At 37.0% G+C, this 12,882-nt stretch carries 20 protein-coding genes; 12 read left to right on the plus strand and 8 right to left on the minus strand.

Going from position 1 to position 12,882, the window contains the following annotated elements; all coding sequences use genetic code 11:
• Positions 1–202: 202 nt before the first annotated feature.
• Complete coding sequence (locus FD05_RS00165) at positions 203–1,336, minus strand: site-specific integrase (protein ID WP_020282105.1); 1,134 nt, start codon at positions 1,334–1,336, stop codon at positions 203–205.
• Between the two features lie 237 nt (positions 1,337–1,573).
• On the opposite strand from FD05_RS00165, the gene FD05_RS00170 reads away from it, so the two are divergent.
• Entirely contained in the window at positions 1,574–3,313 is a 1,740-nt protein-coding gene (locus FD05_RS00170; RefSeq protein WP_020282104.1) for a hypothetical protein, read from the plus strand.
• Between the two features lie 235 nt (positions 3,314–3,548).
• Here FD05_RS00170 and FD05_RS00175 read toward each other — a convergent pair whose 3' ends face one another.
• Together FD05_RS00175 and FD05_RS00180 are read right to left on the minus strand one after the other, a co-directional pair.
• Positions 3,549–3,860, minus strand: a complete 312-nt coding sequence (locus FD05_RS00175; protein WP_020282103.1) for a hypothetical protein — start codon at positions 3,858–3,860, stop codon at positions 3,549–3,551.
• Positions 3,861–3,981: 121 nt separating this feature from the next.
• Positions 3,982–4,719, minus strand: a complete 738-nt coding sequence (locus FD05_RS00180) for a LexA family transcriptional regulator (RefSeq protein WP_039933401.1) — start codon at positions 4,717–4,719, stop codon at positions 3,982–3,984.
• 169 nt (positions 4,720–4,888) lie between these two features.
• Here FD05_RS00180 and FD05_RS00185 point away from each other — a divergent pair, with 169 nt between their 5' ends.
• Positions 4,889–5,122: a helix-turn-helix domain-containing protein gene (locus tag FD05_RS00185; protein WP_039933399.1), complete on the plus strand. Its 234-nt coding sequence runs from the start codon at positions 4,889–4,891 to the stop codon at positions 5,120–5,122.
• A gap of 145 nt (positions 5,123–5,267) precedes the next feature.
• Here the strand turns inward: FD05_RS00185 and FD05_RS00190 are convergent, their stop codons facing one another.
• Both FD05_RS00190 and FD05_RS00195 read right to left on the minus strand, forming a co-directional pair.
• On the minus strand, positions 5,268–5,462 hold the full coding sequence (locus FD05_RS00190) for a hypothetical protein (RefSeq protein ID WP_008857071.1): 195 nt from the start codon (positions 5,460–5,462) through the stop codon (positions 5,268–5,270).
• A gap of 944 nt (positions 5,463–6,406) precedes the next feature.
• On the minus strand, positions 6,407–6,694 hold the full coding sequence (locus tag FD05_RS00195) for a hypothetical protein (protein ID WP_235714319.1): 288 nt from the start codon (positions 6,692–6,694) through the stop codon (positions 6,407–6,409).
• Here FD05_RS00195 and FD05_RS00200 point away from each other — a divergent pair.
• Together FD05_RS00200 and FD05_RS11720 are read left to right on the plus strand one after the other, a co-directional pair.
• A complete protein-coding gene (locus FD05_RS00200; protein WP_020282098.1) occupies positions 6,688–6,888 on the plus strand; it encodes a hypothetical protein in 201 nt (66 codons plus the stop codon). The genes FD05_RS00195 and FD05_RS00200 overlap by 7 nt on opposite strands.
• A gap of 39 nt (positions 6,889–6,927) precedes the next feature.
• Positions 6,928–7,092, plus strand: a complete 165-nt coding sequence (locus FD05_RS11720) for a hypothetical protein (RefSeq protein ID WP_020282097.1) — start codon at positions 6,928–6,930, stop codon at positions 7,090–7,092.
• A 138-nt stretch (positions 7,093–7,230) separates the two neighbouring features.
• Here the strand turns inward: FD05_RS11720 and FD05_RS00205 are convergent, their stop codons facing one another.
• Entirely contained in the window at positions 7,231–7,560 is a 330-nt protein-coding gene (locus tag FD05_RS00205; protein ID WP_136846364.1) for a hypothetical protein, read from the minus strand.
• 105 nt (positions 7,561–7,665) lie between these two features.
• Here FD05_RS00205 and FD05_RS00210 point away from each other — a divergent pair, with 105 nt between their 5' ends.
• Positions 7,666–7,992 carry a DUF771 domain-containing protein gene (locus FD05_RS00210; protein ID WP_008213898.1) on the plus strand — a complete coding sequence of 109 codons (327 nt, stop codon included), beginning with the start codon at positions 7,666–7,668 and terminating at the stop codon, positions 7,990–7,992.
• Between the two features lie 5 nt (positions 7,993–7,997).
• On the opposite strand, the gene FD05_RS00215 is transcribed toward FD05_RS00210, so the two are convergent.
• Positions 7,998–8,273: a hypothetical protein gene (locus FD05_RS00215; RefSeq protein WP_014940218.1), complete on the minus strand. Its 276-nt coding sequence runs from the start codon at positions 8,271–8,273 to the stop codon at positions 7,998–8,000.
• 170 nt (positions 8,274–8,443) lie between these two features.
• Here FD05_RS00215 and FD05_RS11420 point away from each other — a divergent pair, with 170 nt between their 5' ends.
• On the plus strand, positions 8,444–8,638 hold the full coding sequence (locus FD05_RS11420; RefSeq protein WP_013728331.1) for a hypothetical protein: 195 nt from the start codon (positions 8,444–8,446) through the stop codon (positions 8,636–8,638).
• Here FD05_RS11420 and FD05_RS00220 read toward each other — a convergent pair.
• A complete protein-coding gene (locus FD05_RS00220; RefSeq protein WP_008213902.1) occupies positions 8,607–8,819 on the minus strand; it encodes a YozE family protein in 213 nt (70 codons plus the stop codon). The genes FD05_RS11420 and FD05_RS00220 overlap by 32 nt on opposite strands.
• A 108-nt stretch (positions 8,820–8,927) precedes the next feature.
• Here FD05_RS00220 and FD05_RS11725 point away from each other — a divergent pair, with 108 nt between their 5' ends.
• Genes FD05_RS11725 through FD05_RS00245 form a run of 6 tightly spaced genes read left to right on the plus strand, consistent with a single transcriptional unit; the run spans position 8,928 to position 12,880 of the window.
• Positions 8,928–9,086 (plus strand): hypothetical protein, encoded by a 159-nt coding sequence (locus FD05_RS11725; RefSeq protein WP_008213905.1) that lies wholly within the window; start codon positions 8,928–8,930, stop codon positions 9,084–9,086.
• Entirely contained in the window at positions 9,086–9,355 is a 270-nt protein-coding gene (locus FD05_RS00225; protein WP_039933391.1) for a hypothetical protein, read from the plus strand. Before FD05_RS11725 ends, FD05_RS00225 begins: the two co-directional genes overlap by 1 nt.
• A gap of 19 nt (positions 9,356–9,374) precedes the next feature.
• Positions 9,375–10,232, plus strand: a complete 858-nt coding sequence (locus tag FD05_RS00230; protein WP_020282095.1) for a DUF1351 domain-containing protein — start codon at positions 9,375–9,377, stop codon at positions 10,230–10,232.
• A 2-nt stretch (positions 10,233–10,234) separates the two neighbouring features.
• Positions 10,235–10,912 carry an AAA family ATPase gene (locus tag FD05_RS00235; protein WP_020282094.1) on the plus strand — a complete coding sequence of 226 codons (678 nt, stop codon included), beginning with the start codon at positions 10,235–10,237 and terminating at the stop codon, positions 10,910–10,912.
• A 2-nt stretch (positions 10,913–10,914) separates the two neighbouring features.
• Positions 10,915–12,270 carry a DEAD/DEAH box helicase gene (locus FD05_RS00240; protein ID WP_020282093.1) on the plus strand — a complete coding sequence of 452 codons (1,356 nt, stop codon included), beginning with the start codon at positions 10,915–10,917 and terminating at the stop codon, positions 12,268–12,270.
• 16 nt (positions 12,271–12,286) lie between these two features.
• Positions 12,287–12,880, plus strand: coding sequence for a DUF669 domain-containing protein (locus tag FD05_RS00245; RefSeq protein ID WP_020282092.1), 594 nt, complete (start codon positions 12,287–12,289; stop codon positions 12,878–12,880).
• Positions 12,881–12,882 lie beyond the last annotated feature (2 nt).

The raw sequence follows: 12,882 nt of genomic DNA on the forward strand, positions 1-12,882 counted from the left end.
CCTGCAGTCGGCATAATTATACAAATTAGAAGAAATATTAAAATTAGGAATGCTGTTAAATAGGCATTCCTAATTTTTTTAATTTATAAAAACGTACTAGAAAGTATTAAAATATAAATAATAACGGTCAAATAACGGTCAAACGGGCAGAAGAAGTTTAACCTGATACAGAGTAAAATAACAAAATAAAAGCGGAACCTTATTAAAGGTTCCGCTTGATTGGTATAGTTTCATCATGAGAGGAAAGGTTATCTAACTCTTCACGAATCTGTTGATCGTTTTTTGCTTTATATTCATCCATTAAATAGGAATAAATCTTTGTTGTTGTGGATACGTCAGCATGGCCTAAACGCTTAGAAATGATGTAAATGTCAATTCCTCGAGATAGTAGGTAAGCTACATGTGAGTGTCGTAAAGAATGAAAGTGGAAGCCCTGTTTTTGAATCCCTAAGTCTTTTAGTATAGAACGCAACTTTTTATTAACGGCAGAGGATGATGGAATGGATTTATATTGATTAACAAAAATTAGTTCTCCATTATTGTGCTCCTTCAAGATCTTTAATGATTTCAGCAATTCGTCATTAACTGCAATGATTCGATTTGAACCAGCCGTCTTGGTATCTTTGAATCCACCGCCTTCGGATGAATTCCAAGCTTTAGTAATGCTAATCGTTTTAAAATTAAAATTAACGTCATTCCAAGTTAATGCTTGAATTTCTCCCAAGCGAGCACCAGTTAAAACGGCCGTCAGGATCATAAAAGTGGAGGTAAAGTGATAGTTTAAGTGATTCTCCAAATAAGCGATGAGACGCTTAATCTCAGCCACGTTGAGGTATTCCACATGCTTATCACGTGACTTATCATAAATAAGACTGACTCGCTGGGTGAAATCTTTATGAATCAGATCGTCAAGAATGGCATTTTGAACGGTTGCTCTAATTAGTGAATTAACTTTATAAACAGTATCTTTTGCATGAGAATGACCATAGAAATTAATAAATGCTTGATATTGTGGACGGTCAATGCTTTTTAAAGTAACATCACCGAAATAATTATGTAATACTCGACTAGTTATTTTATAGCGATTCTTAGTCTGATTCTCAATTTTGGGTTCTTTGTACGTGTGATAAAAATAGTCAAAATAGTCAGCAAACTTAGGATCTTTAGGAACGAGATCCAAACCATTGTGGATATCGATTTCTAATTGACTCGCAAATAGTTTTGCAGCTGATTTAGTTCTAAAGCCGCTCTTTGTTTTCTCGTGTTCCTGACCATTGGCATCATAATAGTAGTATCTTACTTGGTATCCATGACCATGCTTACGTATTGATGGCATTATTATTCTCCTTTGGGTAATATACTAACACATAGTGGGGAATCTACTTAATAGAGCGATCATTTATTAATTATCATGGCATATAGATTACAAAAAAATGTTAAAGCCTTTACAACTCCTGTTTTCTTTTGCATTCAACCGTGATTATGTTATACTATTTACAGCAAGTTAGTTGAGGCATGTTTTTGCATGCCTAGGTAGCTTGAAAAAACAATTTTTTTTGGGAGGAAATTACACATGAAAAAGTCATTGAAAAAGACTCTTTTTGCTGGTGTAGCTGCATTATCATTTGTAGCTGTTGCCGGTGTATCTAGCACAAATGCTAGTGCAAAATCATATGCCAAAGTTACATCAAACAAAGCTTTGACAACTGATGCTACTACTCGTAACGTTGCTGTTAACGGTACTAACGCTCTTTATACAAAGGCTGGTACTTTGAAGGGTGCTAAGACCGTTGCAACTAAGACTACATTAGCTAGTCTTAAGAACTCTAAGCAAGGTCAAAAGAACTTCCGTGCTTATCGTGTAGCTACTACTAACCGTGGCTCAGTTTACTACAAGGTTGTTTCATTTGATAAGACTTACCGTGGCTGGATCTACGGCGGCAAGTCAGTTACTGCATTTGCTGGTGGTATTGCTTCATTCAGCACTACTACTGCCCCTGCAGCAGCTGCAAACACTTCATCTTCAGCATCTTCAGCTTCAATCAATACTCAGGGCCAAACCACTGCATTGACTGACGCTCAAAAGAATGCTACTTACAAGATTACTAAGGCTGGTACTGCTAACGATGGTACTGCGACTACTTATTCATATCCTGCATGGACTGAATACAAGAAGGGCCGTACCGTTACTGATGCTACTCCTTACGCTAACGATACCTTCAAAGTTACGGACCAAACGACCCGTACCCGTGAAGGCGACCTTTGGGTAAAGATTGCTGACACTAATGCTACCAACGGTCAAAAGATCAATGGCTGGATTAAGTACAGCGCCTTAACTGCTCAAGCTACTACACCTACTACTACACCTGTTGCTGACAATGCTGTTCGTGTCAACTTCGTTGATGCTTCTGGTAAGACTATCAAATCAGTTGACTACACTAAACTAGGTACTACCAAGAAAGGTGACACTCTTGGATCATTGTCAGCTGTTAAAGACACCAAGGGTAATATTACATCATATCAATGGCAATTAAACGCTGCTGATAAGACACCACTTAAGAATGCTATTGATAATGCATTAAGTGGAACTGGATATTCATTTGATGCTTCAGTTGCTGCTAATGCTTCTGTATTAGCACAGGCTAAACTTGGTGATACTACTAACGTAACCTTGACAAAAGGTGCAACGGTTTATCAACAACTCAAAGCATATTCACAAGATGCTAGTGCTTCAGGTATTTTAACACTTACACCTTTAAGCCCACTTAGTTCAACACCTAGTTCAACTGCAAATAACCGTCAGGCATTTGCTGGTGACATAACGGTTGGTGGTCAACCATTCAAGTTGAGTGATTATGTAAATTCTGACTCATCATTTAACACCACTCAATTCTTAACTGACTACAAGGCAAAACAAACCGCTTCAAAATTAAGTGCTGCCGATTTTGCTAAAGCTTATAATGCGGCCGTTACTAAAGCTGCGGATTCTACCTTTATTACACCAGCTAACTTGAATATTAGTGACTTGTTCTCTGGTAATCAAGATGCAGGATTTACATCTACTGATGTTGCAAACTACGTTAACAAGCATGCTTCATTACAAACTTTGAAGTCAGGCGTCTTCCCAGTAGTTTCAGCTGATGGTAGTGCTGTAACATTTGATCAGTTTGTATTCAACTTTAGCAATGGTGCTGCCGGAACATTTGGTCAAACACCTGCTCGAGCTGTCTATACATTTAACTCAACAAAGCCTAACACGAATGTTACGTTCCCAACTTCAAATCCATCAAATACTACGACTCCATTTGCTTAATGCGTTAGATGTTGTTGATTTGTGAGGATATAATAAAAAGGGCCGTTTACAAACGGTCCTTTTTATTAGGCTCTTCGTCAACTGTTGTTGGTGAAACTAAATTCGAGTTCTAATCACTTTGTGATTAGGGCTCTTTTTGTATGAACCCGAAAAGCGAACAGCACTCTTAGCCGGAATCTGAAAAAGTTTACTGTGTATAATTATTGTTTGCTGCAAAGCTTGTGTATTAGCCTTTCTATTCAAAATCTAGCTCAACAACAGATTCTTCCAACTGATCTAGTGTCTCATTAACTGAAATAAAGTGTCGCCATTTATTCGGATCATGTTTGGCAAGTCCCTTAAAATTACTGCTGATCTTATCGTGGATATTTACCAAAAATTTGTAATACATATTAGCTGCTTCACGATCGATTCTTTCCTGTGGCCAACGTTTATCCAGAGAACGTTGGTTATTTTTTTCGGTCAAATATTGCAGGCATTTGCTAGTAAACAAATTCTCGATATTGCTATTCTCTTTTAAGTAATCTCTTAATTCTTCAGTATCCATGTTAAAATCCTCCTTAAAATTAGTTAATTGACTATTTAGGACTCGAACCTAAGCAAACCACCTGGTTAGTCGAAACATATGTTCTTTTAAAACTTTAAATGAAGCCCCCACGTTTGGGAGCTCATAAAATCACTTTACCGATTACATTAACTTCATCACAATCAAACACCATGTCATCGTATGCCTTGTTAATTGATTTTAAGGTAACGGTATTATCCTCATTTACATAAAACTTTTTACAAGTAACACCAACATCACGAATGTGGACGATCGCAATTTCACCATCCTCAACTTCTGGCTGGTAGTGGATAAAAACTTGACTACCTTTTTTTAAGAGCGGTTCCATTGAATCACCATCCACAGTAACTAATTCATCAGCACCAGCGGGGACCTTCTCACCAGCAATAAGCTTGTGGATTAATTGGGTATCTTGATCCTCACCGTTAATAGGAGACCCGGCAGCAGTTGAACGCCCAGCAGGAATTTCAATCATCGGCTTGTGATCAAACATTGAAGATATTTTTTCATTATTCTGTTCGTCTAATTGATCACTGGCATAATTGTAAACTTTCTCTTGGCGATCAGAGTTTAACCTTTTATTAATCCTTAGAATTCTTCTGTCACTATCAGTTAATGAACCAATCTCATTCTCTTTGAATCCAAGAATATATTCTGGGGTAGTGTGTAACGCTTTAGCAAAAGCATCCACATTATTTAGTGGAAATTCTCTAGTTTTATTAAAATACCTTGATAATGCTGACTTGGCCATGTTTACACGTCTGGCCAGTTCACTAAGTGTTAAATTCTGCTCATTTTTTAATTCAATAAGTGTGTCGACTATTTCGTCATTTGTTTTCAATAGAGCCCCTCCTTGCTTACCATCACATTATAGCACCGTTCCCAATCGGAAACAATCAAGATATTAAAAAAACTTTTTGACTATTTTTTTAATTATCATGTTGACAATTGGGAACGAATACGATATTCTTTAAGTGTTCCCAAATGAGAACGTAAGGAGATGAAAAATTATGTCAGTAGATTTAAGAAGAGTCAAAGCTGAAAGAATTGCGAAAGGATATTCGCAAGAGGACATGGCCAAAATGCTAGGTTGGAAAAGCAGAGCAACATATTCCAAGCGGGAAACCGGTAAAGTTAGTCTGGGAGCTGATGAACTTGCAAAGATTGCGAGCGTGCTCGGATTCTCTAATGATGAATTAGGAATTTTTTTTACAATAACCGTTCCCAAAAGAGAACGAGTTTAGAAAGAGACTTTCCAAGTAACGATCAACCTTTTATTTAGTCCAGATACGTCCACACAGCCAGCATAGAAAGGAGGTGAGTTAAATGGACGAAATAACAGATGTGGATTGGAATGAAAAAGCCATTCCGAAGAATGACTAGCATTGTTTATTTACCCTTTCGGTTCTTCCATGCGCCACGAAGATTCTTTTCATAACTTTGAATATCTTTCATAGCATCACCTTGGTTCTTGTAGAGATCAGCCAACTTAGACTTAGGTGCTAAATTACGAAGTCCTTGTGTACCATCCATTGCCTTCTTAAGTGATTCAGGAATTCCGAATGAATCCAGAGATGTTATCATCAAAGTTTTTTATCTTTGATTTCTAGTTATTTTTAACTAGCTCAGCATATCTTTTCATCCTAAGTAGGATGTTGGGCGCTCGTGGATGGATTATTGATGTCAGTCACCATCTATGCGTTGCACCTTCACAGTTCTTTAAGGCGCGCTGTGCTAGGCTCAGGGTTACCTTGCTGATAGGACAGTTTAGGCTTTCCTTGAATTCACCCAATACAAAATTTACATTACTGCAAAAATGGGCAAAAACAATGTTACTTGAATTATATATCAATTATTTGAAAATAGGTAAATCTCATGTAGAGAAGAGATGAGTTAAATGGAAAAAGGCAAACTGCATCAGTACTTTGATAGTAATATTCAGCCTATTTTAAATATGGCGATAGGAGTTCTATTTATGACAATTGGTTACTTACTTGGTCATATGTCCTAGAAAGAAGCCAAGTGATCGTCAATGAATAGTTGAAAGGAGGAAACCAATGTTACAAATAATTGCTTTAGTTATTTCAATTATTTCACTAATCGGATCACTGATATTAACGTATTTAGCTTACAAACTATAATATCTTTTCATAGCTCAAAAAATTAATTAATACTGGTTCAGCTCGGATTTTTGGAATCGTCACGAACACCGAAGAAGGAGTTAATAAAAATGTCAAATTTTAAAGATTGTCTTGAAAAAATTGAAGATTCCATAGAAACGGCAATCTTGTTCACTATATGGTGTTGTATTAATTTTTGGCAATTGATCGTGGTCGGTATTGTGACGATCACAGCAATCGTCTTTTTATTAGAATATTAACAGCTATTGAAACTAATGCGGGAATGATGAAAGGAGGTGAATAAAGTGAACCAAGACGCAGAAAAAACACCCCGAGCCATTTGTGGTAGCAAGGAGTGCAATAAGGAAAAAATCGTGCCAATGACAAAAGAATCGCGTAAAAGAGCATTTAATCTTTTATCAAAAATTCTTTCAGAGCTATACGAACCAAATTGTTAGTTCGTTCATTCTCATACTGCTGAATAAATTTAAACATTTTGTTCGTCCAGTCATCGTTGGGATTGCCATTTTTGGCATCTTCACGTATCCGCTCAATGTTCTCTTCATCATCAAACATGTCGTCAAACTTGTTTAAAAATTCAGCGTATTTTTCATCAAATTCATCGCTTGTCACAATTTTCGAATTAATTAAATTATACGTCAGTAAATAATAGAAGGAAGTAATAAAAAATGGCAAAGCCACGTTTAGTTTTAGAAAAGAAAGCACCAGAACCACGAGTATCACGATTGATTAGCATTAACACTGATTTGTATAACCAGCTAATGGACATTAGGCACGAAACTGGATTAACTATCACAGCGGTAGTTAATAAGTTTATCGCTTATGGAGTGAAGAATGTAGAAATTGAAGACAACAAAAACGACGATTAATTAATCCACGTCAGATCTTATCAAAAGGAAGTGAGAAAAATGATTAAAACATTAAAGCAATTAATCCACGTTTTGTGGGCAATCGAAAAAGACCTCCGTGTTATCGCAAGTAACACAGGGGTCAACAGTAAAGCTGAAATTAATTCTAAAGATATTATAAGTACTATGCGTTCAGCCATTCATGATAGTAACGCAGTAAATTGAGACTAATCAAATAAGAGGAAACGGCGAATTGTTACTTGAATGAGGTGTTGATTATGAAAAAAATATTCAGCGATTTAAAAATCATACGAATCTATGGATTAGCTTTTTTCATTGAAAAGCATCCACGGTTCACAAGAATCATTTCAGCAGTTTTATCAGCCATGGTAACCAGTTTGGCATGTTTGCTATTAAAGAAGTTATTGTAGCAACAATGATAGGCCAAACGATTCCACTTAAGAACTGCTCACGTTTATATTCATGATATTTTTCAAAGTAGTGCAAGCCATCAGGTGAGAGCTTAATGGCATTGTAGGTAGGCATTCCGTTTTGCTTTTCAGGGGTGTCTGGCATGGTAGCATCCCAGATTAGCTTCTCCTTCCAGAAATGGTGTAAGTAATATTTTTGTTCCGATTCTTCTTGACGATTGATAGGAATACAGCCATCAGGGAACTTCTTTGACTCTTTCAAAAGATCCTTTAATAGTTTACGTTCGGCTTTTGTTAATTCAGGAGTAATAGTTATCACCTCGATTAATTGGAATAACTCAAGTATACAACTAAAGGAAGTGACAAAATGTCTCAAGTCATTAGTGCTAAAGTATCAATTCAAATTCCTGATAATTTTGAATTGATAAATAAGGAAGATTACCAAAAGTTAAAACGGGAATCAACATTTGGACGGACTTGGAATTTAAACGATCTTCGTAAATGGTGTGGGAACAAATCACCACAATGGTTAAAAGAAAATTTCTTGGAAAATCCAAAATATTCACGGGAAATGCAAGCCTTAATGGATGATAGATATTTAGTCCATCGTGGCAGTAAAGGTAGTCCCTGGTTGTTTAAAGCTACCAAAATGCAGCAGTTCCTGGAGGATCATTGGAGTGAATTCAATTGGTAAAAACATTAAATTCTTGGCAAATCTAATAATCGATCGTGACGGCTTAAGGAATTCTTAGTTTTAATATATAAAGCATTGTCATGATCGTAATCATAAGTGATTTCATAGGTACCATTACCGAGAATGTAAAAGTAGTGATCACCACGAATAATATTGGCTGCTGTGGCTTGAATAAGTTCAATTTTCCCACTGGCCTGTTTTATTAAATCAATATTTTCTGGTGATGCTTGCTTTCCCTTGGAATAAGTTCGTAATCGAATAGCAACAATTTGATGAATCATACGACTTAGCCTCCTTAATGGGTTGAATTCAAAATTCTACAAATATTAAAAAGGAGTGATTTGATTAATGGAATCATTGGAAGTACTAGTTTTAGTGTTCTTAGCAGCCCTGGTCATTGAATACTTTATACCAACTGGGCGTCACTGAAAAATAGAAAGGAATCATATCGATGAATAAATTGCAAAAGTATTCGACATCTGAATTAATAGGTGAATTAAGAAAAAGAAAGGAAGCCCAACTGTTCCATGGTGGCCTTTATGCCAATACTGAAATACGAGGCAAATATGGTCAAGAAAATATGAAGCTTCCAAATGATTACTGGATTTTATTAATTAGCGACTTTTCTCCGCTAAATAATAGTTGAAGACGTTTTTAACAATTTCTAATTTGGAATCTGAAAAACCAATTGACTTAAGATATTCTTTTAAATGTTTCCAATCTAAATTTCCCTTAGGAAACGATCTATCAGATCTTATTTCTCTTGCTACATCACCAACTGGTAAGCTAACGTCTTTAAAGCGCATTAACCAATTGTAAAAATCCATAAGAATTCACCACCTTAATTATATGCACTAAATAGCCCACTACCGCAAATGGGTGGACCATCTAACAACTATAACTACTAATATTATAACACCTGGAGGATCATCAGAATGAAAACATTAACAATACAGAACCGTATCAAACGTTTGAATATGATTATTGGACGCACACCCGTGGAAAACGATCATAGCTTGTTGGCATATTTCTTTGTCCTAGATAAAGAAAAGCAACGACTATCTGAATATATTTTACATCACGAGGTGGAATAATGACTAAATTTTGGAAAGCAGTTGGTGTAATGGATTCCCAAATATTAGAAACTGGTGTCTCTCGTGCCGACGTTATGCGAAAGCTCAGCATAAAGTATCCGACTTACGTCGTAACTGGGACCGACAAGGATTTTATGAAGAAGCGGAAAGAACGAATCCCAATTTATCCCGAACCAATTAGATTGATCTGCGGTAGAATCACAAAATCTAAAAGAAAAGAAATAGCGTCAATGAAGAATTCAATTGATCAACGACACTATTTACATTAAAAGATGGAGGTAAATATAAATGGCAAATGAATTATCCCTACCAGAATACACGATTGACTATCAGCTACCTGTGATTACAATTAATAATTTTGATCAATTAAAAACAGCTGTAGAAGCATATGCCAATAAATATCAAGGAATGGCAGTAACAGCTTCCACAGAAAAAGAATCAAAGTCTAGCCGGGCAGAGCTTCGGAAATTGAAGCAAGCTCTTGATGATAAACGTAAGGAAATTAGAAAAAAATATGCTGAACCATATCAACGGTTTGCAGCTCAAATTAAAGACTTGGAAATGACCCTGGATAGTTCGATTAACCCAATTGACGCTGGGCTAAAAGAATTGGAAGAGCAGCAGCGTCAGCTTCGTTTGAAGCATGTTAATGCTTTGATTGCTGAAATGGCACCTAATTACCATGTGGAACCAGGCGAGGTTGAAATTGATCCTACTTGGTTAAATAAAACCACCACCAAGAAGAAAGTAACCGAAGGAATTGCTGATGTGATGGGTTACATTAAAAAGCAACACGATGATTTAAAAACCGGTATCAGTACTATTACCAAATATGCTCAAGCTTATCACATTGATCCAGCTGGTTGGATCGACCAGTTGAAGCAAGGCCAAGATGTTAATTATTTGCTTCAAGCAATTGATAATCAGGTCAAACTAAATAAACAAAAACAGCAGACTCTGGAAGCACAAGCAGCAGAAGCACAAACACATCAAGTTCAGCAGAAAGGTAAAACGATTGATACCAATACTGGCGAAGTTGTTTCCCATTCAGTGTCTTTAAAAATAACGGCAACAATTCCACAAATGAAACTGTTGAGGGCTTTCATGGATAGTAACCAAATTCGTTATCAAAGAGTGGGTGCTTAATCATGAAGACGATTGAAGCTAAAGATTTACAGCGAACCCGGAACTGGCGAGTCATTCTATATGCTAAACCCGGAACTGGGAAAACAACTTGTGTTAAATATTTACCTGGTAAAACTAGAATTTTTGATTTGGATAACTCCGCTAAAGTATTAGCTGGCATTAGCAACGTTACAGTCGATGAAATGGATCGAACTCACCCCGAAGAAGACATGAAGCAGTATCTTGAACAGGCATCAGAATTGATTGTTGGTTACGACAATTTAGTTATTGATAATGTGTCAAGCTTTGAAAAAGATTGGTTTGTGGAAAAGGGGAAGGGTAGTCATAACGGCATCTCAAATGAATTGCAGGATTATTCACAATGGACTAATTATTTTTCGAGAGTAATGACTGCTATCTACGCGTTGCCAGTTAATGTATTAACTACAGCTTGGGAGACGCAACGCCAGATTACCACTGAAAATGGTCAGCAATTTAATCAATATGCACCCGAAATTCGTCAAAGTGTGATGGATGGAATGCTGGGATTATGTGATGTGGTTGGTCGGTTGATTATTAATCCGAAGACTAACGGTCGTGGCGTTATGCTGCAAGGAAATGACTCGATTTATGCCAAAAATCGTTTGGACAATCGAACCATGTGTGCTGCTAAGGACTTATTTAGGTTTGGCGGTGAATAGTATTGCCATTTAAATTATTTGATTATCAACAACGATTGGTAGATGAAGCTCGTCAAAAACTTGCTGAAGGTAATCAAGGTGTTTTGATCGTTTCACCACCAGGAAGTGGTAAGTCGGTTATTATTGCTGAAATTGCCAGGTTAACGGTTGCTAAGGGTGGGCAGGTAATGTTTTTCGTCCACAGACAGGAACTCGTGAACCAAATAACCCAATCTTTTCAGAAACAAGACGTTGATTTGATGCACTGCACAATTATGACTGTGGGCAAGATTGTTAACCGACTGGGGAAACTACCTAAGCCGAACTTAATCATTTGTGATGAATCACAGCATAGTCGGGCAAAGTCTTATTTGAAAATATTTGACTATTACAAGGATATACCAAGACTGGGATTCACTGGTAGTCCATGGCGAATGAATGGTAAGGGGTTTGATGATATTTATTCGGCCATGGTTGAAGGACAAAATGTTACTTGGCTAATACAACATCATCACCTTGCCCCATACAAATACTATTCTATTAAGTTAGTGGATGACAGTAAACTAAAGAAATCAAGCACTGGTGATTACACCAATAACTCGATCGATGATGCCATTGGGAAAACAATTTTTGGGGATGTGGTCAAAACATATCGTGAAAAGGTTCCTGGTCAACAGGCAATTGTATACGCCCATGACATTGAACACAGTCAAGCAACTGCAGCTGCGTTTTGTGCCGCTGGAATTAAAGCCGTTCATGCGGATGCTAAGACACCGAAAACCAAACGTGATCAGATTATGCGTGACTTTAAAAGTGGCAGCATTAAGGTTCTATGTAATGTAGATTTAATCTCTGAGGGCTTTGATGTTCCGGATTGCTCCGTAGTCATTATGCTACGGCCAACCGAATCATTAGTATTGGACATTCAGCAATCCATGCGTTGTATGCGATATAAGCCCAATAAAGTGGCAACAATTATTGATCATGTGGCTAATTACACCCGCTTTGGTTTGCCTGACACTCCACGACAATGGAGTCTTGAAGGACGACCTAAGAAAAAACGGCAAAATAGCACAAAATCAATTCCGGTCAAAACTTGTCCAAATTGTTTTGCCGTGGTACCGACACAATGCCGTGTTTGCCCACAGTGTGGTAATGAGATTAAATATGACGCTGACGGAATGGAAATTGACGAAACGGCCAGTATTGAAAAAGTTGGGGAATTTAAACTGACTACTGATTATTCAAAAATCCAGACGGCAAGAAAAAAGCCGGAAGATGCACAAAGTTACAAAGAGTTACTAGAAATCGCTAAAGCCCGTGGATATAAAGCTGGTTGGGCCTATGTACAAGCTAAACGACTAAAAATGGTTAACTAATGGAGGAATTTTAAAAATGGCATTTATTAAAACAGACTATTCAAACAACAAACATCTAGACTTCTCAGCATTACCAAAGGGTAATTACGAAATGATCATTAAGTCAGCTCAGGAAAGAGCAACTGAAAACGGGGCAGAATCACTACAATTGGATTTAGTCGTTCGAAATGATCTTGACGGGGTTGATGAACTAAAAAATACCAATGCCAAGTATCATAATCGCCATGTTTTTATGGACAATTGGAAAAGAAGAGATACTCATCAGTACGATTGGGATAATTTTCAGAACATTTTTGAGGCTGTTCAAATTCCTGAAGGCCACGATATTAAGTCTATTCAGGACTTAACTCAAGAACTCGCTAATAAACCAGCAAAAGTGTACGTCAAAAAAACTGTTGATAATTACAACGGTGAAAAGAAAGAAATCAATCAAATTGCCCCTTGGAATTTTAGCAAGAGTGATTATCCACAAGTGCAGCATGTATGGAAAGACCAAAAGGACGGTAAAAACCCATTTGCTGGTAATCAACCAGCATCAGCACCGGCCGATGATCCATTTGCCAATTCTGGAGATTCAATTGATATCTCAGTCGATGATTTACCATTCTAGGA

The organism is Lentilactobacillus otakiensis DSM 19908 = JCM 15040 (assembly GCF_001434145.1).
Lineage (GTDB): Bacteria > Bacillota > Bacilli > Lactobacillales > Lactobacillaceae > Lentilactobacillus > Lentilactobacillus otakiensis.